General features: G+C 62.4%; 21 protein-coding genes. 6 read left to right on the forward strand and 15 right to left on the reverse strand.

The window, feature by feature from the left end:
- Nucleotides 1–96: 96 nt before the first annotated feature.
- Entirely contained in the window at nt 97–912 is an 816-nt protein-coding gene (locus RG836_RS04750; protein ID WP_310843612.1) for a substrate-binding periplasmic protein, read from the forward strand.
- 225 nt (nt 913–1,137) lie between these two features.
- On the forward strand, nt 1,138–3,012 hold the full coding sequence (locus RG836_RS04755; RefSeq protein WP_310843614.1) for a DEAD/DEAH box helicase: 1,875 nt from the start codon (nt 1,138–1,140) through the stop codon (nt 3,010–3,012).
- Nucleotides 3,013–3,173: 161 nt separating this feature from the next.
- Here RG836_RS04755 and RG836_RS04760 read toward each other — a convergent pair whose 3' ends face one another.
- Together RG836_RS04760 and RG836_RS04765 are read right to left on the reverse strand one after the other, a co-directional pair.
- Nucleotides 3,174–3,752: a YceI family protein gene (locus RG836_RS04760; protein ID WP_310843615.1), complete on the reverse strand. Its 579-nt coding sequence runs from the start codon at nt 3,750–3,752 to the stop codon at nt 3,174–3,176.
- Between the two features lie 30 nt (nt 3,753–3,782).
- Entirely contained in the window at nt 3,783–4,334 is a 552-nt protein-coding gene (locus RG836_RS04765) for a cytochrome b (protein ID WP_310843616.1), read from the reverse strand.
- A gap of 386 nt (nt 4,335–4,720) precedes the next feature.
- Between RG836_RS04765 and llpB the strand changes: the two genes are divergently transcribed.
- Nucleotides 4,721–5,218 (forward strand): lectin-like bacteriocin LlpB, encoded by a 498-nt coding sequence (gene llpB / locus RG836_RS04770; RefSeq protein ID WP_310843617.1) that lies wholly within the window; start codon nt 4,721–4,723, stop codon nt 5,216–5,218.
- 424 nt (nt 5,219–5,642) lie between these two features.
- On the opposite strand, the gene RG836_RS04775 is transcribed toward llpB, so the two are convergent.
- Nucleotides 5,643–7,403, reverse strand: a complete 1,761-nt coding sequence (locus RG836_RS04775) for a flavin monoamine oxidase family protein (protein ID WP_310843618.1) — start codon at nt 7,401–7,403, stop codon at nt 5,643–5,645.
- Nucleotides 7,404–7,622: 219 nt separating this feature from the next.
- On the opposite strand from RG836_RS04775, the gene RG836_RS04780 reads away from it, so the two are divergent.
- On the forward strand, nt 7,623–9,029 hold the full coding sequence (locus RG836_RS04780) for an adenosylmethionine--8-amino-7-oxononanoate transaminase (protein ID WP_310843620.1): 1,407 nt from the start codon (nt 7,623–7,625) through the stop codon (nt 9,027–9,029).
- A 106-nt stretch (nt 9,030–9,135) separates the two neighbouring features.
- Nucleotides 9,136–9,855: a 16S rRNA (uracil(1498)-N(3))-methyltransferase gene (locus RG836_RS04785; RefSeq protein ID WP_310843622.1), complete on the forward strand. Its 720-nt coding sequence runs from the start codon at nt 9,136–9,138 to the stop codon at nt 9,853–9,855.
- A 161-nt stretch (nt 9,856–10,016) separates the two neighbouring features.
- On the opposite strand, the gene trhA is transcribed toward RG836_RS04785, so the two are convergent.
- Complete coding sequence (gene trhA, locus RG836_RS04790) at nt 10,017–10,634, reverse strand: PAQR family membrane homeostasis protein TrhA (protein ID WP_310843624.1); 618 nt, start codon at nt 10,632–10,634, stop codon at nt 10,017–10,019.
- A 153-nt stretch (nt 10,635–10,787) separates the two neighbouring features.
- Here trhA and RG836_RS04795 point away from each other — a divergent pair, with 153 nt between their 5' ends.
- Entirely contained in the window at nt 10,788–11,702 is a 915-nt protein-coding gene (locus RG836_RS04795; RefSeq protein WP_310843625.1) for a LysR family transcriptional regulator, read from the forward strand.
- Nucleotides 11,703–11,856: 154 nt separating this feature from the next.
- Here the strand turns inward: RG836_RS04795 and madM are convergent, their stop codons facing one another.
- The 11 genes from madM to RG836_RS04850 form a co-directional block, all read right to left on the reverse strand.
- A complete protein-coding gene (gene madM, locus RG836_RS04800; RefSeq protein ID WP_310843627.1) occupies nt 11,857–12,621 on the reverse strand; it encodes a malonate transporter subunit MadM in 765 nt (254 codons plus the stop codon).
- Between the two features lies 1 nt (nt 12,622).
- Nucleotides 12,623–13,039 (reverse strand): malonate transporter subunit MadL, encoded by a 417-nt coding sequence (madL, locus tag RG836_RS04805; RefSeq protein WP_310843628.1) that lies wholly within the window; start codon nt 13,037–13,039, stop codon nt 12,623–12,625.
- A 65-nt stretch (nt 13,040–13,104) separates the two neighbouring features.
- Nucleotides 13,105–14,025, reverse strand: a complete 921-nt coding sequence (gene mdcH / locus RG836_RS04810; protein WP_310843629.1) for a malonate decarboxylase subunit epsilon — start codon at nt 14,023–14,025, stop codon at nt 13,105–13,107.
- Complete coding sequence (locus RG836_RS04815; protein WP_310843631.1) at nt 14,022–14,642, reverse strand: malonate decarboxylase holo-ACP synthase; 621 nt, start codon at nt 14,640–14,642, stop codon at nt 14,022–14,024. Before RG836_RS04815 ends, mdcH begins: the two co-directional genes overlap by 4 nt.
- Entirely contained in the window at nt 14,636–15,439 is an 804-nt protein-coding gene (gene mdcE, locus RG836_RS04820) for a biotin-independent malonate decarboxylase subunit gamma (RefSeq protein ID WP_310843632.1), read from the reverse strand. Before mdcE ends, RG836_RS04815 begins: the two co-directional genes overlap by 7 nt.
- The gene (locus RG836_RS04825; RefSeq protein WP_310843633.1) at nt 15,436–16,287 is read right to left on the reverse strand and encodes a biotin-independent malonate decarboxylase subunit beta; all 852 of its coding nucleotides are present in this window, start codon (nt 16,285–16,287) and stop codon (nt 15,436–15,438) included. The genes mdcE and RG836_RS04825 overlap by 4 nt, the downstream gene beginning before the upstream one ends.
- On the reverse strand, nt 16,280–16,579 hold the full coding sequence (locus RG836_RS04830; RefSeq protein WP_310843634.1) for a malonate decarboxylase subunit delta: 300 nt from the start codon (nt 16,577–16,579) through the stop codon (nt 16,280–16,282). The genes RG836_RS04825 and RG836_RS04830 overlap by 8 nt, the downstream gene beginning before the upstream one ends.
- Nucleotides 16,579–17,454 (reverse strand): triphosphoribosyl-dephospho-CoA synthase, encoded by an 876-nt coding sequence (locus tag RG836_RS04835; protein ID WP_310843636.1) that lies wholly within the window; start codon nt 17,452–17,454, stop codon nt 16,579–16,581. Before RG836_RS04835 ends, RG836_RS04830 begins: the two co-directional genes overlap by 1 nt.
- Nucleotides 17,454–19,124 (reverse strand): malonate decarboxylase subunit alpha, encoded by a 1,671-nt coding sequence (gene mdcA / locus RG836_RS04840; protein ID WP_310843637.1) that lies wholly within the window; start codon nt 19,122–19,124, stop codon nt 17,454–17,456. The genes RG836_RS04835 and mdcA overlap by 1 nt, the downstream gene beginning before the upstream one ends.
- A 134-nt stretch (nt 19,125–19,258) precedes the next feature.
- Complete coding sequence (locus RG836_RS04845; protein WP_310843638.1) at nt 19,259–19,726, reverse strand: chemotaxis protein CheW; 468 nt, start codon at nt 19,724–19,726, stop codon at nt 19,259–19,261.
- Entirely contained in the window at nt 19,719–25,652 is a 5,934-nt protein-coding gene (locus tag RG836_RS04850) for an Hpt domain-containing protein (protein WP_310843639.1), read from the reverse strand. The genes RG836_RS04845 and RG836_RS04850 overlap by 8 nt, the downstream gene beginning before the upstream one ends.
- Nucleotides 25,653–25,663: the final 11 nt, after the last annotated feature.

The following is a 25,663-nucleotide window of genomic DNA, read 5'->3' on the forward strand; positions in this document are numbered from 1 at the left end:
TTTGAAGACTGTCGACTCCGCTCGCCGAGCGCCTGAGATAGAGCGTGCGGCGGCTGTTTCTGGCTCTTTGCGGTTTCTCGACGTAATCTCAGCGGCATGCCTTTTATCGTGCGGTGCCTGACCCTGTTTCTTTGCACTTGCCTGAGCTTCGCCGCTTGGGGCGAGAAATTGCGCATTGTCACCGAACCCTGGGCCCCTTACGTCTACGAAGAAGGCGGCAAGCCCGTAGGCCTGGACTATGAAACCACGGCCATTGTGTTCAAGCGCCTGGGTATCGAAGTGGAATGGCAGTTCCTGCCATGGAAACGCTGCCTGGCGATGCTCGACCAAGGCCTGGCTGACGGTGCGCTGGATATTTTCCACAGCGAAGAGCGCGACAGCACTCTGCTCTACCCCAGCGAACCGCTGTCGGACGTGGAATTCGTGATGTTCTATGCCAATGCACGGCCACACGTGATTCGCAGCCTGGAAGACCTCACCGGCCTGACCATCGGCATCTCGCCGGGCTACCTCTATAGCGAGGACTTCAGCCAATCGACGCTGTTCACCCGCGAGCCGGCCCCCACCCATGAAGCCAATTTCGGCAAATTGCTGCGCGGGCGTATTGATCTGCTGATCACCGACCGCCGGGTGGGCCAGCATTTACTCGACGAATTGAACCTGCGCGACAAGATCAGCGAAAGCCCGACCGTCATCAGCCGGCAGAGCCAATACCTGGCGGTGCGCCGCAACGCCGGCATGGACTTGCTGGTGACGCGCTTCGGCGCCGAACTCAAGCGTTTCAAGCGCGAACCGGCTTACGCCGAGTTAAGCGCACGGTATGGCGCGACGCCGGGCCTGCCCGGGCAGGCGGTGTCGAGCGCCGGCGAGCCGAATAAAACCGTTGAGCAGCAGGAAAGCGGCGCGCAGTGATTGCTCTGTTATACTCCGGCCTTCCCGCCAGGCTCACGCCCGGACGCTCGGACTCGTTAAAGGCCTCTCGACCCCGCTACAGCGCAGCTTTTCAGCCCGCGCGAGCGGTCGCAGTGGAGCCTTCGAAGCCCAGCAGGACCGGACGGGATTGCGTCCTCTCAAACGCAGTTCGCGCCCGGCAAGACTATCCCATTGGGCCAAGCCCTAACTAAAACAGGATTACTCATGTCCTTTGCTTCCCTCGGTCTCTCCGAGGCTTTAGTCCGCGCCATCGAGGCAGCGGGCTATACCGAGCCTACTCCGGTGCAACAGCGGGCCATTCCCGCCGTGTTGCAAGGTCGCGACCTGATGGTTGCGGCACAGACAGGTACTGGTAAAACCGGCGGCTTCGCCCTTCCGATCCTGGAGCGGTTGTTCCCTGACGGTCACCCGGACAAATCCCAGCGTCACGGCCCGCGCCAACCGCGCGTCCTGGTCCTGACCCCTACTCGCGAACTCGCGGCCCAGGTGCATGAGAGCTTCAAGGTTTATGCCCGTGACCTGAAGTTCGTCAGCGCCTGCATCTTCGGCGGCGTCGGCATGAACCCACAGGTTCAGGCCATGTCCCGCGGCGTCGACGTGCTGGTGGCCTGCCCTGGCCGCCTGCTCGACCTCGCCGGCCAAGGCAGCGTCGACCTGTCCCACGTGGAAATCCTCGTGCTGGACGAAGCCGACCGCATGCTCGACATGGGCTTTGTCCATGACGTGAAGAAGGTCCTGGCGCGCCTGCCAAGCAAACGCCAGAACCTGCTGTTCTCGGCGACCTTCTCCAAGGACATCACCGACCTCGCCGGCAAGCTGCTGCACAACCCGGAACGCATCGAAGTCACGCCGCCAAATACCACGGTCGAGCGCATCGAACAGCGCGTATTCCGTCTGGCCGCGAGCCACAAGCGTTCGCTGCTGGCGCACTTGATCACCGCCGGCGCCTGGGAACAGGTGCTGGTGTTCACCCGCACCAAGCACGGCGCCAACCGTCTGGCCGAGTACCTGGACAAGCACGGCCTGAGCGCCGTGGCCATCCACGGTAACAAGAGCCAGAACGCCCGCACCAAAGCCCTGGCCGATTTCAAGGCCGGTGAAGTGCGGATCCTGGTTGCCACCGACATCGCCGCTCGCGGCCTCGACATCGACCAGCTGCCGCATGTGGTCAACTTCGAACTGCCGAACGTCGACGAAGACTACGTGCACCGCATCGGTCGTACTGGCCGTGCCGGTCGCTCGGGTGAAGCGATCTCGCTGGTGGCCCCGGACGAAGAAAAACTGCTGAAAAGCATCGAACGCATGACCAAGCAGAAAATCGCCGACGGCGACCTGATGGGCTTCGATTCGAGCGCCGTGGAAGCCGAGAAACCGGAAGTGCGCGAGCGTCCGGATGTGCGTAACCCGCGCAATCCACGTGGCCCGCGCGGCGATGGTCCGAACGGCGGCGGCGGTGGCGGCGGTCGTAAAGACAAAGGCAAAGACAAGGGCGGCAAGGACAAACCGGCGGCCAGCGGTCGCGGCGAACGCCCGGCCCGCGAACAGAAACCCCGTGAAGGCACCCCGGCCCGTGAACAACAGCGTCCAGCGCCCCGCGCTGCCGCTGACCGTGCACCTGACGAGTTCCTCGACGACGATATCGATAACTTCGGTAACCGTGTCGACTACGTGCCGCAAGCCAAACCCGCCCAGGGTCGCGGCCGTCGTCCGGGCGCTCCGGCGCAGGGCACGGCAGCCGGCGCTGGCGCTCCGCGTGGCGGCAAGCCACAAGGTCGCCAGAGCGGTCCGCGCAGCAGCGACGGCGCTACCACCGGCACACCGCCGGCCAAGCGTAATGGCCCGCGCAACGGTGCTCCCCGTGACGGTCAGGCCCGTCGCGAAGAGTCGCGCAACCGTCGTCCGGCTCGCAGCGATGATCAGCCACGTCAGGAACCCGCGGTACAAAACCCGCGCGGCCCGGCACCGAAGATCATCCACAAGGAGTCGAAAGCGGATCGCTTCCCGACACCTGAGCAGCTCGATCAGTTGCCAGGCCGCCCTCGTGGTGAGAAGCCAGCCTTGCTGACACGCAATCGCTGAGTTGACGCCGTACTGAAAAATGCCCCGGATCGTGAGATTCGGGGCATTTTTTATGGCGGTCGAATATCAGGCGGCATCAGCTAGGCCGATGGCTTTCTACCGGCCAATAAAAAACGCCCCTGATCGCAAGATCAGAGGCGTTTTTGTGTCGACGGCGAAAGTTACTTCGCTTTGACGCCTTCAAACGAGATGTACAACTCGACTGCATCAGACTTAGGACCCAGGTCTTTCTGCTTGCCGAAATCGGAACGCTTGATGGTCGTGGTGCCTTCGAAGCCGGCACGGTAGCCGCCCCATGGATCCTTGCCTTCACCTAGGAAGGTGGCCTTGACCACAACTGGCTTGGTGACGCCCAGCAGGGTCAGGTCGCCAGTGACGTCAGCCGTGTCTTTGCCAGTGGATTTGACGCTGGTGGACACAAACGTGGCCTTGGCAAATTTGCCGGCGTTCAGGAAATCAGCGCTGGAAATGTGCTTGTCGCGTTCAGCGTGGTTGGTGAACACGCTGGCGGTGTTCACGTTGAACTCGATTTTGCTGTCTTCAGGTTTGGCAGCATCGAAGCTGAACTTGCCGTCGATGTCCTTGAAAGTACCGGTGATGAAGCTGTAGCCCAGGTGGCTGATCTTGAAGTCAACGAAGGCGTGCTGGCCTTCTTTGTCGACAACGTAATCAGCGGCCATGACGTTGGCGGACAGCAGGGCCGAACCGATGGCCAGTGCAGCGAGCGTTTTTTTCAACATGCTTTCTTTTCCTTTGAGTCGAGGTTGAATTCAGGCTTTGCGACCAAACATTCGCGTCAGGGTCACATCACGGTCGATAAAGTGGTGCTTCAATGCTGCCAACGCATGGAGGCCGGAAAAAATGACCAGCACCCACGCCAGGTAGAAGTGAATGGCACCGGCGTTGTCTGCCTGGTCCGGTAGTCCGGATACCAATGCAGGAATTTCAAACAGGCCGAACACCGGAATCCCGACACCGTCTGCGGTGGAAATCAGGTAACCGGCAATCATCACCGCGAACAGGCTGACGTAGAGGAAGCCGTGGCCGAGTTTGGAGCCCAGGCGGGTCATTCGACTGTAGCTGCTCAGCGTCGGCGGCGGTGGGCTGATGAAACGCCATACCACTCGCAATAGCATCACGGCCATCAGCGTCAGACCAATACTCTTGTGCAGGTCCGGCGCGTCTTTGCGCCAGGTGTCGTAGTAGTCGAGACCGACCATCCATAGCCCCATGGCGAACAAACCAAACACCGCCAGCGCCACGCCCCAATGCAGAAAAATGCTGACCCAACCGTAGCGCGAAGAAGAATTACGTAGCTGCATTGCCTAGATCCTGTAAGAGCTGGCCCAAGACTATCGACTTATCTATCGATTTAAAGCGGAAAATTTCGCTTTGAAATATCGGGAAATACGATCAAGAGTCTCAGGAACACGCGTTAAGCAGAGATTAAAGGCTAATTTTCGGAAAAAATGCAGCTCAATTCGATAACACCGGGGAGAGTCGCTTTATTCGCCAGCGGTTGAGGATTTGTCGCGCGGATGAGAACCGCAGCTCTCTCGAGGATGCTTGCCCCTTCATTCCGGAGGCCCGACCCTGGCGATTTGACCATTTACGCGAATTTTTTTCAAAAGCGATAAATATATATGACCTTTCATGTAGCCCTCCTTGATTAGATAAGCGCTCGGCCACTACTCATTAAGGATAAATCATGGCTATTGCGTACACCCCTTTTCAAGGAACTGGATCGCCAGTGCTGCCCGCCAATCAGGCAATGTCCGCTGGGCAATATTTAATGTCTGAAAGCGGGAGATTCAAGTTAGTGCTGCAGGCTGACGGAAACTTGGTCATTACCGATCATGGAGCTATTGGCTGGGTCGCCGATGGCAATCAGGCTTATAGCAAGACGTTGCATCCGAGGAGAATGCGAGAACCGCTGCAGTTTGTAATAAGCAACAGCGGGTTTCTATATGACCCGTCTAGAGGGCGGTTATGGATTGCAGAAAGTACTCATAGTATTGACAAGTCGCTGTGGTACAACACCTGTATGGTGATTCAAGACGATGGGAACCTGGTCATTTATGACCGGAGGACGGGTGATCTGCGCTGGGCGCGGTTTGGATTCGTCCCAGGCCGCACTCCAAAACCAGCGCAAAGATGGATCAGAACGCTGCCAAACCTTGAGCCGATGTTCACGTGGAATTTTTAATGCTGTTGCTGCGCCTCCTATGGAGGAGGCGCTCAAACTACAATAGCTTAATTAACTGAACATTCCGGTTTATAGGGATCCATTCGACACTTGTGCGCCAAGTCAGGATCTCTCTTCGGAATCATCAGTTCATTCTTTTTACAGTCCCCAATGACACAGCCTGAAAGTGTAATCAACATTGTCAGCAGCAAGAGTGATTTCATATGTCCTCCATTTTTGAGGAGCATATAAATTATGACCAGGAGCCACCTATCATTTCTTTCCTAATGACTTGTGGGAAGTCTCTGATAGATGACCGATTCGTGTAGGACCGGCAGTTTAAATAGCTGAAAGTTTGCCCGTGGAAGACGCATAACTACCATCCACTCAATCAATGAACAAAAAAAGCGCGACCCTCGGGCCGCGCTTTTTCCATTCCTGAACGTTACTGAGCCTTAGTCTCAGTTGTCGCCGCCGCCGGTTTCTTCGCCGGCTCGGTTTTTTTGGCGGGCGCTTTGGCCGGGGCCTTTTTGGTTTCGGTTTTGGCCGCCGGTTTTTTCACCGGGGTTTTGCTGGTGGCTTTCTTGGCCGGCTCTGCTTTTACCGGGGCTGCGGGTTTGGGTGCTTCCACTGGCGCTGGGGCCGGGGCTGGCGCAGGGGCGGGAGCAGGGGCTGGCGGAGTGACGGGCTCGGGGGCCTTGACCGGCTCCGGTTTCTTCTCTTCGTCCGACGAGCCGCCGAACAGGTTGGTGAAGAAGTTACCTTTTTTCTTCGCGGCCACGGCGCCAGCGGCGGCTGCGGTCGCGGCAGGGACGACTTTGGCCGGTTCGAACGACTTGCCGGCGGCCAGGTCTTCTACCTGGCTGGCGGCGCGCTGGCCGGTGCGCAATGCGCCTTCCAGGGTGCCAGGGTACAAGGTGTCGGTGTGTTCACCGGCGAAAGTTACGCGTTGCAGCGGACGTTCCCACAGGCGCCAGTATTTGCTGATCTGGCCAGGACCGAAGGCCAAATAAGCGCCGCCCATCGACGGGTCGGTGCTGTAGCGACGAATTTCATAACCGGTGAACGAGCCACGAGCCTGTGGATAAAACGCGTGCAGGCGGATCAACACCTGATCGGCCATTTGCTTGTCGCCAAAGGCCTGCATCACCCGTGCGTTGTCGCCCGACAGGTTGATCACCACGTTGGCGCCGCCCTTCAGGGCAGGCTCGATCCACAACATGCCCAGGCCAGTGTTGCTGTAGATCTCGCCGGACATGCGCGACTTGCTTTCCCAGACCGGGGTCTTGAACTTCAGCATGATCTGGTCACGCCAGCCGTAGTTAGTGCCCTTGATTGCGGCCATGTGCTGGGCATCCAGCGACGGGGTCATGATGATCTTGTTCAGGGCGCGCAGCGGCACCGCAACCACCACGTAGTCGGCCTGGTAACCCACGCTGCCGACTTTGACGGTGACGCCGTCCTTGTCCTGGGTAATGGCGGAAACCGGCGAACTGGTCTTGATGGTTTTCAGTTGTTTAACGAAAGCCTGGGCCAGCACCGGGCTGCCGCCGAGCAGGCGCGAGGCGCGAAGGTCGCGGTCGGCGACACCCTGATAAACGCGGCTCTGTTGTGCGAAATACAGCAGCGACAGACGCGAAGGTTCGTCGTAGCGCGTACGAATTTGCTGGTTGATCAACTGACGAGCGGTCGGCGGCAGGCTCAGGCGATCCAGCCAATTGGAGACGTTGATCTGATCCAACGCATGCAGCGTGCTGTTTGCGGAAGGGTTTTGCGGGTCTTCGATCGAGCGCGCCAGGTCATCCACGGTCTTGTCGAAACGCTTGAGCGCCTCGGCGGTGGTCGGGTCTTTGGTGGCCAGGTCGGCGGCGGTGTAGTACACGCCGTCGATCAGATAACCCGGCGAACGCACGAATTCCGGCGCTGGCGTAGTGCTCAGCTTGAAGGTTTCGACGTACTTGTTGAGCACCGGCTGGGTCTTGCCGTTGCCGATCCACTCGCTGGTCGCCATGCCGGAACGCCCGCCCAGGCTGGGCTTGGCTTCCAGCAAGGTGACTTGCCAGCCTTTATTCTGCAACTCATAGGCCGCCGTCAGACCCGACAGGCCGCCGCCGATCACGATTGCGGTTTTATCCTTGGCCAGCGCCGAAACGCTGAACAGCCCTATCATCACCAGCGCACAGGCGCGCAGCCAACCAGCAGACATTCAGCGAACTCCGGAAAACGAGGAAACAGCAGTTTGACGAGTCAGACGACTCACAGAACGGCGAAGAATACGTCACGCTTCCTACGCCCGCCAGCGACGTCTATCGGCCTGCCCAAAGTAGCGCAATCGACGCAATGGGTTGTCCCCCGGCCTGCCATTGCATAGGCTTGCGCGATTGTTTGCCCGCGCACGCCGCGAGCCGCCTCCAGGAGACAGAAAATGGGCCTCAATAAACAGTGGATGGAACGCGACCTCGCGGTGCTGTGGCATCCCTGCACCCAGATGAAAGACCACGAGCAACTGCCGCTGATCCCGATCAAACGCGGCGAAGGCGTGTGGCTGGAGGACTTTGAAGGCAAGCGTTACCTGGACGCGGTCAGCTCCTGGTGGGTCAACGTGTTCGGCCACGCCAACCCGCGCATCAACCAGCGGATCAAGGACCAGGTCGATCAATTGGAACATGTGATCCTCGCTGGTTTCAGCCATCAACCGGTGATCGAACTGTCCGAGCGCCTGGTGAAAATGACGCCGGAAGGCCTGACCCGATGCTTCTATGCCGATAACGGCTCGTCCTGCATCGAAGTCGCGCTGAAAATGAGCTTTCACTACTGGCTCAATCGCGGCCAGCCGAACAAGAAACGCTTCGTTACCCTGACCAACAGCTACCACGGCGAAACCATGGCGGCGATGTCGGTGGGCGATGTGCCGCTGTTTACCGAGACCTACAAGGCCTTGCTGCTGGACACCATCAAGGTGCCGAGCCCCGATTGTTACCTGCGACCGGAAGGCATGGGCTGGGAAGAACACTCGCGCAACATGTTCGCCGCCATGGAGCAGACCCTGGCCGAGCATCACGACACGGTTGCAGCGGTGATCGTCGAGCCGCTGATCCAGGGCGCCGGCGGCATGCGCATGTACCACCCGGTGTACCTCAAACTGCTGCGCCAGGCCTGCGACCGCTACGGCGTGCACTTGATCCACGACGAAATCGCCGTCGGCTTCGGCCGCACCGGCACCATGTTCGCCTGCGAACAGGCCGGGATCCGCCCGGACTTCCTGTGCCTGTCGAAGGCTCTGACCGGCGGCTACCTGCCGCTGGCGGCCTGCGTCACCACCGAAGATGTCTACAGCGCCTTCTACGACGACTACCCGACCTTGCGCGCCTTCCTCCATTCCCACAGCTACACCGGCAACCCGTTGGCGTGCGCCGCTGCGTTGGCGACCCTGGATATTTTCGAAGAAGACCACGTCATCGAGAACAACAAGGCTCTTGCCGAGCGCATGGCCACGTCCACCGCGCACCTGGCGGATCACCCGAACGTGTCGGAAGTGCGCCAGACCGGCATGGTGCTGGCCATCGAGATGGTCAAGGACAAAGCGACCAAGGAAGCCTACCCGTGGCAGGAACGCCGTGGTCTGAAGGTCTTCCAGCATGCGCTGGAGCGCGGTGCGTTACTGCGTCCGTTGGGCAGCGTGGTGTATTTCCTGCCGCCTTATGTGATTACCCCGGAGCAGATTGATTTTCTGGCAGAGGTCGCCAGTGAAGGGATCGATATAGCGACGCGCAATAATGTCAGCGTTTCGGTGCCGGAAGACTTCCACCCAGGCTTCCGTGATCCGGGCTAGCCGTCACTGAAGAACCCTTTGGTGAGAGGCTTGCCTGCGGTGAGCGGGCTGGCCCCCTCACCACAAAAGCTTAAAAAGCCCAATCGATTTTTTACAGAGACCCACGATGAGACTCTCCCGCTTTTTTATCGACGCGCCCCTGAGCACCGGCGAGCACGAGTTGCCTGAGGCTCAGGCGCATTACATCAGTCGCGTGCTGCGAATGGCCGAGGGCGATGCGGTGCAGTTGTTCGACGGCTCGGGCCATGAGTTTCGTGGCAGCCTGGTCGAGGTCGGCAAGAAGCGCGTGGTAGTGCAGCTCGATGAAAGCTTCGCCGGGCAAGTCGAGTCACCCTTGCAGATCCACCTCGGCCAGGGCTTGTCCCGTGGCGAGCGCATGGACTGGGCGATTCAGAAAGCCACCGAACTGGGCGTCAGCGAGATCACCCCGATCTTCACTGACCGCTGTGAAGTGCGCCTCAAGGACGAGCGCGCCGACAAACGCCTGCTGCACTGGCGCCAGGTCGCTATCAGCGCGTGCGAGCAATGCGGGCGCTCGCGGGTGCCGGTGATTTATCCGCCGCTGCTGTTGGCGGACTGGCTGAAACAGACTGAGGCCGAGCTGAAACTGGTGCTGCACCCGGTGGCCGAGCCGCTGGTGAGCCATGCCAAACCCGCGACCCTGGCATTTTTGATAGGGCCGGAAGGCGGGCTCAGCGATGGGGAAGTGGATCAGGCCAAAGCGGCTGGATTTCATGCCGCGCGGTTGGGGCCGAGGGTGTTGCGCACCGAGACGGCGCCGGTAGTGGCATTGGCGGTGGCGCAGCAGCTTTGGGGGGATTTCTAACACCCACATGTGGTGAGGGAGCTTGCTTGTGGCGAGGGAGCTTGCTCCCGCTGGGCTGCGCAGCAGCCCTAAAAAGCCTGCGAGCGCTGCGCACTCGAGCGGGAGCAAGCTCCCTCGCCACAAAAAATCCAAAGCCCCAAAAGCCCTAAAGCCCTAAAGCCCTAAAGCACATAAAACCAAATCGCCACAAAATGCAGCAGGCTGCCGGCGATGACGAACAGGTGCCAGATCCCGTGGGCATGCCGCAGCCGATGGTCGAGGGCAAAAAAGATGATGCCCAGGGTGTACAGCACGCCGCCGCAGGCCAGCCAGGCGAACCCGGTGCTGCCCAGTGCCGCCAGCAATGGCTGGACCGCCACCAGCACGATCCAGCCCATCACCGCGTAAATCACGATCGACAAAATCCGCGCTTCAGAGCGCGGTTTGATTTCCTGCAGAATGCCGATCAGCGCCAGCCCCCAGACAATCCCGAACAGCGTCCAGCCCCACGGCCCGCGTAGGGTCACCAGGCAGAACGGGGTGTAGCTGCCGGCGATCAGCAAGTAGATCGAAAAATGATCGACCTTCTGCATGATCTCTTTTTTGCGCCCGCGCACGCTGTGGTACACGGTCGACGCGCTATACAGCACCAGCAAGGTAAAACCATAAATCGCCACGCTGACAATCTTCCACGGATCGCCATCCAGGCTGGCGATCACCAGCAGCCACACCGCGCCAATAAACGCCGCCACCGCCCCGACCAAATGGGTCCACGCGTTCAATCGTTCCCCGTGATACATCCGTTGCTTACCTCAATTTCTGTCACGCAATCGCCAAGGCTCAGGCCTCAACGGTAAAAGCACAATGTGTCCGATCATCGCGCCTCGGTAATCCTTTGAGCCAATCGGCGGCCAATTGGGCACAATCGAGCCATTCCAAAAAGAGTCTGCGCGATGCTGATCGACGAAGAATTGACCCTGAAAAAACTCGAGGTGTTCCTGGCCTTCATGCGCACCGGCAACCTGGCGCGGGCCGCTGCCGAGTTGCAGACCAGCAACGTCAGCGTGCACCGGGCGATTCATTCCCTGGAAAATGCCCTGCGCTGCCCGTTGTTCAAACACGAGGGGCGTAACCTGACGCCGCTCGAAAGCGCCTACGTGCTGGAAGAACGAGCACAGAAGCTGATTGCCGACGTGGTCGAGAGCGTACGCCTGACCCGCGAAGCCGCCGGATTCTCGGCGGAGCGTTTCAAGCTTGGTTCGCTGTATTCGCTGACGGTGAAAACCGTGCCGCAACTGATCATGGGCCTGAAGATCCGCCGCAGCGAGCTGAATATCGACCTGATCCTCGGCTCCAACATCGACCTGATCTACAAACTGAAGAACATGGAAGTCGACGCGATCCTGGTGTCCCTCGACGACAGCGTCAACGACCCGGACTGCGAGCAGATTGCGCTGTTCTCCGACGATATTTTCCTCGCCACCCCAGCCGATTCGCCCTATGCGCAACGCAGCGAAGTCGACCTCGCCGACGTTCGCGACGAGACCTTCATCACCCTGACCCAAGGCTTCGCCACGCACCAGGACGCCAATCGGGTGTTCAAGCAGGCGGGGTTCGAGCCGAAAGTGGCGATGCAGGTCAACGACATCTTTACCCTGCTGAGCATGGTCAGTTCGGGCGTGGGTTACGCGTTGCTGCCGGGGCGGATTGCCGCGGTGTACGAGAACCGGGTGAAGCTGATCCCGTTGCAGGACCGCTATCGCATGCAGCAGCACATCGGCGTAGTGTTCCTCAAGGCCAAGGAGCGCGACCCGAACCTGCTGGCGTTATTGGCCGAGTGCCGGATGTATGCCAATCGCCAGGTTTGAAAAACACTGTGGCGAGGGCTTCCTTGTGGCGAGGGCGCTTGCTTGTGGCGAGGGAGCTTGCTCCCGCTAGGCTACCCAGCAGCCCCAAACAACTTGCGAGCGCTTCGCACTCGAGCGGGAGCAAGCTCCCTCGCCACAAAAAGCAATCAGACGCTTACCCCACAATCCCGCGAACAATGAAGTACAGCAGCGAAGGCCCGAGCAAACAGCCCAGCCCGGTGTGGAAGGTCGCCGTCAATGCGCCGTAAGGCACCAAGCGCCGATCAGTTGCCGCCAGCCCGGCGGTCACACCGCTGACCGTCCCGGCCAGACCACCGAAAACCATCGCCGAACGCGGGTTATCCAGGCCCATCCAGCGCGCCGCCATGGGCGTGCCGACCATCACCAGAATCGCCTTGATCAACCCGGTGGCAATCGACAGCGCCATCACGTCCGAGGTCGCGCCAATCGCCGCGCCGGTCACCGGGCCGACAATGTAAGTCACCGCGCCTGCGCCGATGGTGGTCATGCTCACCGCATCGCGATAACCAAAGACCCAAGCAATGCTCGCGCCGACAATGAACGGCAGAATCGTCCCCAGCAGCAGCGCGATCACGCCGATCATCCCGGCCTTCTTCGCTTCCGTGGCCTGCACTTCGAACGCCGTGGCGACGATGGCGAAGTCCCGCAACATGGCGCCGCCCATCAGGCCGATGCCGGAGAACAGTGTCAGGTCCGCCAGGCCTTTTTGCCCGCCGGTCATGGTCCCGCCGACCCAGGCCAGCACCAGCCCGATCACAATCGCAATGGCCGAGCCATGAATGCGGCCGAAGGTCAGGCGCTTGGACAGCACCACCGACACCCACATGATCACCCCGACAAACGCGAACGCCGTCACCAGGCCGTTGGCCGTCAGGCCTTTATCAATGACTTCCCACATATCAGCGACCCCCTACTGGCGTGCCGAGCGGGGTGATGTCCAGCGGTTCATCGGGCAAGGGTTCGCCCTTGTGGGTCCGGCTGATCAAGGCAATGGTGCAGCCGCAGACCACCACCGAGCCGATCGCCGCCAGCACCGCCACCGGCCCGCCGTGCAACGCGGTGACAACGTTCTGTTGCGCGGCCATCGCTACCACCACCGGAATGTACATGGCGCCCCAGAAACCGACGCCCATCTCGCATTCCTTGGACATACCGCCGCGCTTCTGCATCCACAACCGCGCGCAAATCAGCAGGATCATCGCAATGCCGACCCCGCCGACATTGGATTTCACCCCCAGCAGCATGCCCAGCATGTCACCGACAATTACCCCTGCCAGCATGCAAATCGCCAGCAGCGCCACACCGTAAATAATCATGGTTGTTTTCCTCAAAGTGCATCGTCGAAGTTGTTGTTTTTGTGCTTCGCAAGCCTGAGCGGTGTCTAGGGTCGGCGACGGCCCTCCTCTAGCAGCAGCGCTTGCAGGGTGTCGAGCCGCGCACCGTCACAGGCGATCACGGTGCCTTGCTCGAATACCCGGCGCGCCAGCCCGGTCAACACCGCACCGGGCGGCAGTTCGATCTGTAGCCGCACACCGCGCTCGTAAGCGCTTTGCACGGTGCCGCGCCAATCCACCACGCGGCACATGTTGAACGCGAGGTCATCGCGCAAGGCCTCCACCGAGCGGATCGGCCGCGCGCGGCTGCCGCTCAGGTAAGCCAGGGTAGGCAGTTGCATCGGCACCTGGGTGAAGGCTTCGGCCAACTGCTGCGCCGGGGCGTCGAGCAACGGACAATGGGACGGCACGCTGACCGCCAGGCGCTTGGCCAAACCGGCTCCGCGTCGCCGCGCCAAGTCAGCCACCGCGTGCATCGCTGCGTCGCTGCCGGCAATCACCACTTGGTTATCGGCGTTGATATTGGCCAGGTACACCGGCGAATCATCGCCATGCACCAGGGCCAGTAAGGACTCGACCGTCGCCAGTTCGAGGCCGGTGATCGCGGTCATGCCGTAGCCATGCGGATACGCCTGCTGCATCAATTCACCGCGCAGGCTCACCAAACGCAACGCGTTTTCAAAGGCCAGAGCGCCAGCGACGACCGCAGCGGGATAGGCACCGATCGACAACCCAGCGACGTAATCCGCCGCCGTCCCGTCCTCGAGCAACCGCCGGGCGAACGCCACCCCGGCGATCAGCAAGCAGAGTTGAACGGCGCGGGTCGATTGCAGGGCCTCGGCGTCGTCCAGCAACAACACATCTTCGCCAAGCACGTCGCTGGCCTCGCTGAGCTCTTCGGCCGGCAAACGTTGCAGCATGCCCGGCTGTTGCGCGCCCTGGCCGGGAAACACCAGCAAGCTGCTCACGCTGCCTGCTCCTGCGGGTTCCACGGGTCGAGTACCAGGCAGGCTTGCTCGGAGTTTTTCAGCAACACCCGGCGCGCCGGGCCGGCCCATTCGCGCAAGGCGATGGCGCCGTAAGGGGCTTGCACTTGCAGGTCGATCGGGCATGGCGCCGCGTCCAATAGCGACAGCAGGGCCTGCGCTTCAGTGCGCGCCAACGGCTGCGGCGCGCGCAAGATCAAGTCCAGATCGCTGCGCTCATGCAGCGCCGCGCAACCACTGGCCAATTCAAACCCGGCGCTGCCGCTGATGCCCCACACCCAACCGCAGGCGTCGAGCATCGGCCGCAAATGCGCCAAGGCGTGCAGCGCCGGCACATCCCTGTCGGAACGGACAGCGCACAAGTCTTCCGGGCGCACCCGACGTTCAATGGCATCGATCAACATCAGCGTGGCAAAGCGCTGCTCACGCAATACGCCGCGAACGCCCACCGCGACCTGCCCCGCCGCACACGATGCGCGCCGCACAACCACCGGTTGGCCGAGGGCCATGGCTTCGACGGCCCAGTGCGGCGCCTCCACGGGCAACTGCGCCGGGGTCAGGCCCCAGAGCAGGTCGTGGGCGAGGACGCAGTTCACCACTGCTCACTCAACAGTTGCCGCACCCGGCTCGATGCCGCACGGTTGCTGGCACCCAAGCGGCTGCGCAAATCGCGGCCGTTAGCGGCGACATCCGCCAGCGCCTGGCCGAGGCAATGGCTAACGCGGCTTATATCGGCGGCATTGGGCTGCTCGATTTGCTCGACTGACAGGGTTTCCCAGAGCAAGCCGAGGCTGGCGTAACTGTCGATGTCATAAGCCATCGGCGGCACGCTGGCGGCGAGTTTTTCCAGTTCTTCCACGCTGCGCAACGTTACCCGCGCCGCCGAGGCCTTGCCCATGGCGTGCACCATCACGCCCGGATCGCGCAGGGCGATCAAGCGGTTGGCCTGGTAACCGTGGGCCAGGAACGCCCCGGACATGGCTTTGCCCACCAGCAACGCAATCACCGCGTGGCCGGCCAGGCGCGCGCGGGCGTAGCTGTCCGCCGCACCGGCCAAGGCCTGGTGAATGCCGAGGGCTTCTTCGCGGCGACCGTAGGCCTGGCTCGGCACACCGACGATGGCGATCAACGCCCGTTTCTGCGCTTGATCGCGGTCGGCCTGAATCGCCTCGTCCACCGCTTTGGCCAGGCCCCAGCCTTCGAGCAGACCGACTTCACCGTTGCGCGCGCGGGCAAAACGGTTGTCCGGATCCGCAACAACCGCCAGCCAGCGCACCGCTTGATCGCCCAACACGCCGTCAGCAACGCGCAGCGATGCCGGCAGGCCAGGGAAGGGTTTGGCGTTGGCACTCAAGGCTTCGAACCAGTGCAAACCTCTGAGGGAATAGCTGCTCATGAACGGTCTCCTTGATACAGGTCGCGCACCGTTGCCGGGTCGATTTGCGGTTCGGCATCCAGTCGCGCCAGGCGTTGCAGGAACAGTTCGGACTGGGAACTGCGATGCTCGGCCGGCACGCCGAGGTCAAGCAGTTGGCTGATTTGCTCGCGCACTTGCGCCACATCGTCACCGACGAAGCGGTCGGCTAATCCCGTGGCGAAGCGCTGCTCGCCGCCGGTCAGGCTCCAGATAAACGGCCGGTCGCGGGAATCGTATTCCTCCAGCCCGGCTTCCTGTTCGATCACTTGCGGGCCGTTCAAGCCCAGACGCGCTTCCTGAGTCACGATCAGGTAGCTGCACAATCCAGCGGCAATCGACATCCCGCCAAAACAACCGACGCTGCCGGCGACCACGCCGACCACCGGCTGGTAACGACGCAGGTCGACGATGGCCGCGTGAATCTCGGCAATCGCCGCCAGCCCGAGATTGGCCTCCTGCAAACGCACGCCGCCGGTTTCCAGCAAGAGCACGGCGCGGGTCGGGATGCCGTTGCGATTGTCCTCGGCGGCCAGTTCCAGGGCGCCGGCAATCTTCGCCCCGCCGACTTCACCGAGGCTGCCGCCCTGAAACGAACCTTCGATGGCAGCGATCACCACGGGCAATCCGCCGACACTGCCCTTGGCGATCACCACCCCGTCATCGGCTTGCGGCACCACGCCCTGGCGTTCGAGCCACGGCGACATGATTCGCTGGAATGGGTCGAGCAATTCGCGGTAGCTGCCGACATCGAGCAGCGCCTTGGCCCGTTGCCGAGCGCCGAGTTCGACAAAGCTGTGTTTGTTGAGCAACGCTGCGCTGTCAGTCATGGCCGATCTCCTCGAAGCCCTGCTCCAGACGCAAGCGCACCACGCCGGGGGTGGCACCGAAGTCGTGAATATCGATGGCCAGTGCCGGCGGTGTCTGGCCGTCGAACATCCGCGCAAACAAGTGCTGCCAGCGCTGCTCGGCGCCGTTGACCGAGGTCTGCACCTGAATGGTCAATTTGCCGCTGACGCCGGGTTCGATCAGCACTTCCAGATCGCCCGAGCCGACGCAGCCCACCAGCGCCCTGCCCCGTGGTGGTTGGCCGGCGGGGAATTCAAAGGTCAAGGTTTCCATCACAAAGCTCCTGAGTTCAGGTCAGCGCCGCGCTCGATGCGATCGAGCAACAGGCAGGCGGCGAGCAAGTCAGCGGCGCCGCCCGGTGAGGCGTTCAGCGCAAGCAGTTGGTGATCGAGTTCGTGCAGCCGACGCCGCCCGGCCAGGCTGGCGCTGCCACCGGCATCGAGCACCGCTTGCGCACCGTTTTGCATGGTGCGCAGGCCTTGCTCACCCGCGCGGTACAGCACGCAGGTGTCGGCCAGGCCGGTCATGATCGCGAGTAAGGCATCGAGCCTGGCGTTCTGCTCGCCATGGCCGGCCGCGCGGCTGCGTGCCAGCTGTGGCAGCGCGCCTTGCAGCACCGCCGGAAAGCCCAATTGCGCCTGCTCGCGGGCACCGTGCGCGCCGTAGCGTTGCGCGACTTGTGCGCCATGGCTGAAGGGCTGCGGTGCATGACGGTCGTTGAGCAACGCGAGTTTCGCCGCGGTGAACGCTACGCTGGCGGCGCCACTGGCTTCTGGTTCCAGCGCTGCCGCCGTGACCAAAAGGCCCAGCGCCCAGATCGCGCCACGATGGGTGTTTACGCCGTGAGTCGTGGCGAGCATCGCCGCTTCGCCTTCGCGCCCGATCCGGCCGATGGTTTCACGTAACGGCAAGCCAACTTCGCCGATGTCGATGGCGGCTTCGGCCATTTCCTTGAACGCCGGCCACAACGCCAGCGCCGATGCGTGCATCAGGCCCAGGTGCAAATCACTGTGCGCGCCGTTGCCGCGACGGTCCACCAGCGCCGGTTTCGGTGACAGGTCGGCTTCGTCGATCAGCGCTTCCACCGCAAGGTCGGCCAAATGGTCAGCGAGGGATAAAGGTTGCGCATGCAGATTAAAGGCGTGCATTACCAACTCCTGAACTTGGCGGGTGGGTTGTAGAGACCGCCGGACCACTCCACCAGATCGGCCACGCTTTTCGCCGCGAGCAACTCGCGGGTAGCGTCGGTGCGGCGGATACCAAGGTCTTCGGGCAAAGCGATCAAGCCTTCGCGACGCATGCGCGCGGTGTCTTTAAGGTCATGGCGCAGGCCGATCACGGTGACCCCGGCCACGGCGGCGATCATCGCCTGGCGCTCTTCCAGCGTGCGCGCCTTGTACAGATAGGCGATGCCTTCTTCGGTCAGCAGGTGGGTGACGTCATCGCCGTAGATCATGATCGGCGCCAGCGGCATGCCGCTCTTGCGCGCCACTTCCACGGCGTCGAGGGTTTCGACGAAGGTCGGTTTGCCGCCCTCCTGGAAAGTCTCGACCATTTGCACCACCAGTTTTTTACCCCGCTCCAGCATCGGCTCGGGGGCATCGCCGTGGCGCATGTCGAGCCAGGCCGGCGTGCCGTGCCGACGACCGCGCGGGTCGTGACCCATGTTCGGCGCGCCACCGAAACCGGCCAGTCGCCCGCGGGTCACGGTGGACGAATGACCGTCGCCGTCCACTTGTAGGGTCGCGCCGATAAACAGGTCCACCGCGTATTGCCCGGCCAATTGGCTGAACATGCGGTTGGACCGCAACGAGCCGTCGCGGCCAGTGAAGAACACGTCCGGGCGCGCGGCGATGTAATTCTCCATGCCCAGCTCGGTGCCGAAGCAGTGCACGCTTTCGACCCAGCCACTCTCGATCGCCGGGATCAGCGTCGGGTGCGGGTTGAGGGTCCAGTTGCGGCAAATCTTGCCCTTGAGGCCGAGGGACTCGCCGTAGGTTGGCAGGATCAGCTCAATGGCGGCGGTGTTGAAGCCGATGCCATGGTTCAGCGATTGCACATTGTGTTTTTCGTAGATGCCGCGAATCGCCATCATCGCCATCAACACGTGCACCGGTTTGATGTGCCGTGGATCGCGGGTGAACAGCGGTTCGATGTAAAAGGGTTTATCGGCCACCACCACGAAATCGACCCAGGACGCCGGAATATCGACTCGCGGCAATTCGCTGACATCGTCCACCAATTGGTTGACCTGGACGATCACAATGCCGTCGCTGAACGCCGCCGGTTCGATCAGCGCCGGGGTGTCTTCGGTGCTGGGGCCGGTGTAGATGTTGCCGGCGCGGTCCGCCATGAACCCGGCCGAGAGCACGACGTTGGGAATCAGGTCCACCACCAGCCGCGCGTAGAGTTCGATGTAGGTGTGAATCGCCCCGATTTCCAGCAACCCGTCTTCGAGCAACTGGCTGATGCGCAGACTTTGCGTACCGGCGAAGGAGAAATCGAGCTTGCGGGCGATGCCGCGTTCAAACAAATCCAGATGCTCGGAGCGGCCGACACTGGGCATGATCATGTGCAAGTCGTGAAGCTTGGCGGGATCGGCTTTGGCCAGGGAGCGGGAAAGAAAATCCGCCTGCTTCTGGTTGTTCCCCTCCAGCACCACACGGTCGCCGGGCATGATCAAGGCTTCGAGCGCCGCGACAATTTTGTCGCTGGGCAACACCACGCCATCAGCCAGCGCCCGCACCTGCTCCAGCCGCCGCTGCTTCTCGCTGCGCCGCCGCGTCCAGCGCGAGTCGGGTGAATTGATTGTTGTCATGACCACTCCACGGGTTTGCTGTCGTGGGGCTCACCTTAGGAGCATGGTCTGGAGGCATCAATCAAGCTCAGTGGCGGATTGTTACGGTGAGGGTAATGGTTTGCATACACCCTGTGGCGAGCCACAAGCTCCGGTCAGACCAACCCCGCCCCCACCAACAATTCCTCCAGCGCCAGCAAATCCGGGACTTTCGCCACGTGGTCCTGGACCTGCACCGCCGCTCGTTCCAGTCGGCACAGGGGCACGTCGACGTAGCTCAACTGGCTGTCGAGTTTGTATGAGCGGGGAATGCCCTGGACCAGCAGGGCGATGAATTTCAGTTCAGGACGGCCGCCTAGGGCGTTGAGGATGACGATGCGGGCGCGGTCGCCGATCACGGTTTTCTGGCCGCAGGCCAGTTCGAAACTGAGCAGCGGGATCTGCCGTTCGCGCCAGGTCACTCGCCCCAGGTACCAGGGCGGGGTGTCGAGGTCGAACGCGGCAGGTTGGTAGTCGATCAGCTCGGCCACCGCCACATTGGGCAGGATCAGGTGTCGGTCGGCCAAGGGCAGCAGTAGCCCGGTAACCTGGCTGGTGCGGTCGTTGATGCGCCGCTCAAACATGGCTGTTGCTCCACTGCGCGATGCTGTCGAGCAGCACCGATTCCTGATACGGCTTGCCGAGGTAGTCGTTGACGCCAATGGCCATCGCCCGATCGCGGTGTTTCTGCCCGGTGCGCGAGGTGATCATGATGATCGGCAGGTGCTGCAAACGCGGATCGCTGCGCACTTGCTGGGCCACTTCAAAGCCGTCCATGCGCGGCATTTCGATGTCCAGCAGAATCAGGTCCGGCAGGTGTTCTTCCAGCAGCAGCATGGCGTCGACCCCGTCCTTGGCGGTCAGCACGTTCATGCCGTGGCGTTCCAGCAAACGGCTGGTGACCTTGCGCACGGTGACCGAATCGTCGACCACCAGCACCAGTTTCGGCCGCGCCGGCTCGCTGTCGTGCCCCGCCTCGTTAAGCGCCGCGCGCCGCACAACTTGCGCCTGCAACGCGCGGATCGGCGCCAGCAGATCGAGAATCAGCACCACCCGGCCGTCACCGAGAATGGTCGCCCCGGACAAACCCTGCACCGCCGCGAATTGTGAGCCGAGGCTTTTCACCACGATCTCGCGAGTGCCCAGCGTGGCGTCCACTTGCACCGCCACGTGCCGCTCGTTGCACTGCACCAACAACACCGGCAGCGGCAGGTTTTGCCCGAGCAATTTGGGGCGCGGGCTGGTGTTGAGCAGCTCGCCGAGGTAGCACAGTTCATAGCGCTGGCCGGCGTATTGGTAGGCCGGTGGATCGAGTTGGTAATGCCCTTCGAGCTCATTGGGCAGGACCCGGACGATGCCGTCGATGGTGTTCAGCGGGATCGCATATTGCTCATCCAGGCACTGCACCATCAACGCCCGATTGACCGACACGGTGAATGGCAGGCGAATGCGGAAATGCGCGCCCTGCCCCGGCGTCGATTCGATGCTCAGGCTGCCGCCCAATTGGCGGATTTCTTCGTGAACCACGTCCATGCCGACGCCACGCCCGGAAATCTGGGTGATCTTCTCGGCGGTGGAGAACCCCGGCTGCAGGATGAACTGCAGCACTTCGCGATCGCTGATCTCACTGTCCTCGGCCAGCAAGCCGCGCTTGATCGCCTTGCGCCGCACCGCTTCCAACGGCACCCCGGCGCCGTCATCGCGGATATCGAAAATGATGTCGCCGCCCGCGCGGGACAGGTCGAGGGTGATCCGCCCTTGCGCCGGTTTGCCGGCGGCCAGGCGCACTTCGGTGGTCTCCAGGCCATGGTCGACGGCATTGCGCAGCATGTGCTCCAGCGGCGCGGCCATGCGCTCCAGGACGTTGCGGTCCATCTCGCCCTCGGCGTTGCCCACCGTGAACTCGACGTCCTTGCCCAACTCGCCGGACACCTGGCGCACGATGCGCTTGAGCCGTGGCATCATCCGTTCGAACGGCACCATGCGCGTGCGCATCAGGCCTTCCTGCAATTCGGTGTTGATCCGCCCTTGCTGCTGCAACAGGTTTTCCGCGTCGAGATTACGCCGGTCGAGGGTTTCCTTGAGATCGAGCAAGTCAGAGGCCGATTCGAACAGCGCGCGGGATAACTGCTGCAACTGCGAATGCCGGTCCATTTCCAGCGGATCGAATTCTTCGTAGCCCGAGCGTTCGGCGTCGACCTGCTGGCGGCTGAGAATCTGCCCCTGGGTTTCGGTGTCGAGCCGCCGCAACTGGTCGCGCATGCGCTCGATAGTGGTTTCCATTTCGTTCAGGGTCACCCGGGCATCATTGACCTGTTGCTCGATGCGGCCTCGGAAAATCGAGGTTTCCCCGGCCAGGTTGACCAAATCATCGAGCAAGTCAGCCGAGACCTTGACCATGTCGGCGTTGGGGTCGACCGGTGCCGGCTCGCCCTTGGCCGGCAGGTTCAGCGTCGGCAACGCGATCGGCGCGCTCGGCGTGGCGGGTGCCTCGGGGTGACTGAAGTTGACGATCTTGGCGATCAAGCCATCGGCTGGCGCCACCGCTTGCCCGGCGCGGGTGGCGTCGAGCATTTGCGCCAGGCGATCGTGACTGGCTTGCAACAGGCTGAACAGCGCCGGGGTCGGTTGGAAGATGCCGGCGGACAGGCCTTCGTAGAGAAACTCCAGTTCGTGGGCCAGGTCGCCGATGGCGGCGATTTCCACCATGCGCGCGCCGCCCTTGAGGGTATGCAAATCGCGCAGCAGGGTTTCCAGGTCTTGGCGGCTGTTCGGCTCGGCTTGCCAGCGCAGCAGCGCCGCGCCGGAGCTTTCGATGATGTCGACACCTTCTTCGAGGAAGATCTCCAACAACTCCGGGTCATGCCCCGGCGAATAGGTGGTGCTCGCTGGCTCTACGGTTTGCGCCGCGTTTGGCGCGCCCTGGCGGAAGGCATGAATCGCCTCGATCAGCTCCTGCGGATCGTCCAGCGGCCGATACTGCTGCAATTGCTCCAGCAACCGCGCGAGGCGGTCGTGGCTGCGTTGCAGCAGGTCGGCCAGCGCCGGGCTGTGGCTGAAGCGGCGGTCGACCAAGCCTTCATAGAGGCTTTCCAGTTCATGGGCGAGGTCGCCGACCGGCGCCACTTCGGCCATCCGCGCCCCGCCCTTCAGGGTGTGCAGGTCCCGTTGCAATGACAACAGGGGGGCGCCGTTGTCCGGATCACTCAACCAGCGCTGCAAGGCCTGGCCAGCACTGTCGAGGATGTCCACCGCTTCTTCGAGGAAGATCGCGACGATCTCGTCGTCCTGTTCCAGCGCCGGGTTGTCGTGTTCCAGTTCGGCGGTGACGCTGCCCAGTTCGCGGATGCTCAGGGTGCGGCTGCCATCGCTGCGGATCAGGCCCATGGCCGAAGGATCGAGGCTGTCGTCGAGCAAGCGGCGCAAGGCGAGCACACGCTCGGGTTGTGGGCTGACTTCCTGGCCGGCGGCCAGCTCGTCGAGCATGTTGATCAGCGCTTCGTGGGCGTTCTGCGCTTCGCGGAAAAATCCCTCGCTGACCGCCAGGCTGCTTTCTTCCACGGCGCCATAGAGGTCGAGCAAGGCTTCGCAGAGTTCGTCCACCGGGTGCAGATCCGCCAGGTGCGCGCCCTCGCCGAGGGTGGTCAGTTCGTCGAGCAAGGCACTCAGTTCCTGGCGCTCGCCGGGGTGTTGCTGCCAGCGTTGCAGCAGGCTTTCGGCGTCGAGCAGGATGTCCATGCCTTGGGCCAGGAAGTTGTTGATCAGTTGCGGATCGCGCTTGATCCGCAGCCCGGTATTCGGCGCGCTGAGGATGGCTTGCAGGCGTTCGGTGTACAGCGCTTGAGTACGCTCGATCAGCGCCGCCGCGCCGGGAATTTCCGCCAGCGGATCACTGGTCAGTTGGCGCAAGCCGAGGCGGAACAAACCTTCGGCTTCGAGCAGCAGTTCCACTTCATCGAGGTCCAGCGGCAACAGGTGCGCCTTGTATTCCCGGGCCAGTTGATCGAGCGGCGCGGCCAGTTCGGCAATCGGCAACACCCCGGCCATCGAGGCGCTGCCCTTGAGCGTGTGCAACGCCCGCTGCAACTCGTCGCTGGCCTGCAACGGCACATGCTCGGCGGCTTGTTCGAGGAAACGGTTGAGGCTGGCCAGATGGGTGTGCGCTTCGTTGCGGAAGATTTCCAGCAGCAGCGGATCGAGGGCGGTGACGTCTTGCCGGTCTTCGTCCTCTTCCTGTTCGGCGCCCTTGGCCAGGGCATGGGCACGGGCGGCCAAGCGGTCGACATCGTTGCGCTGACGCTGCAGTTGCACGGCGAATTCGCTGATCAGTTCCGGCAGCAATTGCAGCGTGTCGCTGAGCAACTGCTGGACTGCGGCGCCGGGTTTGACGCTGCGTTCCAGCACGCGGTTGAGCAGGTTTTCCACCGCCCAGGCCAGTTCGCCCAGCACCAGCGCGCGGACCATCCGGCCACTGCCTTTCAAAGTGTGGAAGGCCCGACGCAGTTCGCTCAACGCGGCTTTGTCCTCAGGGTTGACCGACCAGCGCGGCAGGTATTCGCGCAGCACCTCCAGCACTTCATCGGTTTCTTCGAGGAACACTTCGCGCAGTTCGTCGTCCACCGGCTCTTCATCGGGCGGGGGCGGCAGCAGGCTGTCCGGCGAATTCAGGGCCGGCGGATTGAGCGCCGACACCGGGCTGGCCATCACATCGGCCAAGGACTGCACGATCTGCGGATCGTCCAGCGCTTGGAGGTCGTGCAGGACCTGCGCTTCGGTGGGGCTGAGCACCTCTTCGAGCAATGGCGCAAGCAATTCGTCCGGCAGGCAACCCAGCGCAACCAGGGCATTCTGCGCGACATCGAGCAGCGCTTCACCGGGCGCTTCCGGGTCGTCGCCGAGGCGCTCTAGGTAATACTCGAGGCTGGTGATCACGTCGGCGAGGCTATCGAGTTGTTGCCACGGCGGCTGGGTCGAATCCACCAGCAGCCGATCGCGGATAAACCCGTTGGACGCCTCGACCAGACACGCCGCGCGGCTCAGCGGGATCATTGCCAGCGCCCCGCGCACCTGGGTCAGCAGCGCTGGCAATGCCTGCAACTGCGTGCGATCCCAATCGGCGTCGATGTAGTCGACGATCATGTCCTTGGCCTGTTGCAGGCAGACCCGCGCTTCCTTGATGACAATCTGGTGAATCTGCGTCAGATCGGTGGTCGGCAGGCGGCTTTCTTCGCGGCTTTCCTCGACATGGCCAACCATTCCGGCCAGGGTCGCCTCGACGTAGAGCAAGGCGCCGGCGACGTCCATCAGGGTCGCGTCATTCGGTTCGCGCTGCCCTTGGGCCAGGCTTTGCACCACTGCCAGTTGATCGATGATGACCTTGCGCGGCTGGCCGAAACCGAGCACCGCCAGGGTGTCGGCGATCTGCCGCAGCGGCGCCAGCAGGCTGTCGAGGTCAGCGGCGTGCTGGCGGTCGCTGCGCACGAACAGGTCGAGGCGCTCCTTGACCCGCACCAGTTCCTCGCACAGCGCCGCGAGCACCGAGCGCATGGCATCGCGGTCGGGGCCGGCGAGCCGCGCGCGTTCCTCGTCGACCATGGCGCTGTCGGGTAACGCGTCGTCCAGCCGGTAGCGGTCTTTCATAAGGTGCATCTGCCCACTGGGTTGGTCGGCCTTGGCGATATAGAACAATAGACTTTTCAGCAGCTCCGGCGGCGCAGGCTGGTTAATTCCGGACATGCCTTGTTCGAGCAGGCGCTTGAGTTCCTTGTCGGCATCCTTGAACAGGCTGCGCAACGCCGGGCTGTTGGCGATGCGCCCTTGCAGCATGCCCTCGACCAACGCCGAAGCGACTTGCCACAACGGGTTGAGCGGCGCGTTGCGGCACAGTGCTTCGAGCCGGGCGAAGACTTTCGCCAGGTAACCGAGGTGCGTGGCGTCGTCCTGCTCGCGGAGCAAACCGACCAGGGCCATTTGCAGCATCTGCCGCAACTTGCGCAGCACGTTCGGCAGTTCTGCCGGCTCCAGCAGCGCCAGGGCTTCTTCGTCCAGCGGCGGAATCAACGGCAAGTGCGGGCTGAACAGGCTGGTTTCCGAGAGTAGGCTTTCGCCACGGGCGCTGCGCAGATCGTTGATCAACGGCAACACCACCAACGGCAGATCGCGCCGGGCGTTCTGCACCCGGTCGAGATAGATCGGCAGTTGCGTCAGGGCTTGCTGCAACACGCGCATGGCTTCGTCATGGTGACTGACCCGGTCGCGCTGCAACGCGCCCACCAGTTGCTCCATTTCTTCGGCGAGCAATGCCGCGCCGTAGAACTCGACCATTTGCAGGCTGCCGTGCACCTGATGAATCCACGCCAGGCATTCGTCCAGCCCATGCAGGCGATCCACCGGCTGTTCGCCCTGGGCGTCGAGCGCCACGCTTTCCAGCGCGAGAGAGGCGTGCTTCAGCGTTTCGGCAATTTCGCCCTTGACCCATTCCAGGGCCACATAGTCGTGCCGATCACCCATAACCACTCCCA

Origin of the sequence: Pseudomonas rhizozeae, assembly GCF_031583775.1 — a bacterium.
Classification (GTDB): Bacteria; Pseudomonadota; Gammaproteobacteria; order Pseudomonadales; family Pseudomonadaceae; genus Aquipseudomonas.

Bases quoted from the DNA above. Each gene is read 5' to 3' on its own strand.
- RG836_RS04750 (WP_310843612.1), top strand. From the start codon at position 97: ATGCCTTTTATCGTGCGGTGCCTGACCCTGTTTCTTTGCACTTGCCTG.
- RG836_RS04755 (WP_310843614.1), top strand. From the start codon at position 1,138: ATGTCCTTTGCTTCCCTCGGTCTCTCCGAGGCTTTAGTCCGCGCCATC.
- RG836_RS04760 (WP_310843615.1), bottom strand. From the start codon at position 3,752: ATGTTGAAAAAAACGCTCGCTGCACTGGCCATCGGTTCGGCCCTGCTG.
- RG836_RS04765 (WP_310843616.1), bottom strand. From the start codon at position 4,334: ATGCAGCTACGTAATTCTTCTTCGCGCTACGGTTGGGTCAGCATTTTT.
- llpB (WP_310843617.1), top strand. From the start codon at position 4,721: ATGGCTATTGCGTACACCCCTTTTCAAGGAACTGGATCGCCAGTGCTG.
- RG836_RS04775 (WP_310843618.1), bottom strand. From the start codon at position 7,403: ATGTCTGCTGGTTGGCTGCGCGCCTGTGCGCTGGTGATGATAGGGCTG.
- RG836_RS04780 (WP_310843620.1), top strand. From the start codon at position 7,623: ATGGGCCTCAATAAACAGTGGATGGAACGCGACCTCGCGGTGCTGTGG.
- RG836_RS04785 (WP_310843622.1), top strand. From the start codon at position 9,136: ATGAGACTCTCCCGCTTTTTTATCGACGCGCCCCTGAGCACCGGCGAG.
- trhA (WP_310843624.1), bottom strand. From the start codon at position 10,634: ATGTATCACGGGGAACGATTGAACGCGTGGACCCATTTGGTCGGGGCG.
- RG836_RS04795 (WP_310843625.1), top strand. From the start codon at position 10,788: ATGCTGATCGACGAAGAATTGACCCTGAAAAAACTCGAGGTGTTCCTG.
- madM (WP_310843627.1), bottom strand. From the start codon at position 12,621: ATGTGGGAAGTCATTGATAAAGGCCTGACGGCCAACGGCCTGGTGACG.
- madL (WP_310843628.1), bottom strand. From the start codon at position 13,039: ATGATTATTTACGGTGTGGCGCTGCTGGCGATTTGCATGCTGGCAGGG.
- mdcE (WP_310843632.1), bottom strand. From the start codon at position 15,439: ATGAGCAGCTATTCCCTCAGAGGTTTGCACTGGTTCGAAGCCTTGAGT.
- RG836_RS04825 (WP_310843633.1), bottom strand. From the start codon at position 16,287: ATGACTGACAGCGCAGCGTTGCTCAACAAACACAGCTTTGTCGAACTC.
- RG836_RS04830 (WP_310843634.1), bottom strand. From the start codon at position 16,579: ATGGAAACCTTGACCTTTGAATTCCCCGCCGGCCAACCACCACGGGGC.
- RG836_RS04835 (WP_310843636.1), bottom strand. From the start codon at position 17,454: ATGCACGCCTTTAATCTGCATGCGCAACCTTTATCCCTCGCTGACCAT.
- mdcA (WP_310843637.1), bottom strand. From the start codon at position 19,124: ATGACAACAATCAATTCACCCGACTCGCGCTGGACGCGGCGGCGCAGC.
- RG836_RS04845 (WP_310843638.1), bottom strand. From the start codon at position 19,726: ATGTTTGAGCGGCGCATCAACGACCGCACCAGCCAGGTTACCGGGCTA.
- RG836_RS04850 (WP_310843639.1), bottom strand. From the start codon at position 25,652: ATGGGTGATCGGCACGACTATGTGGCCCTGGAATGGGTCAAGGGCGAA.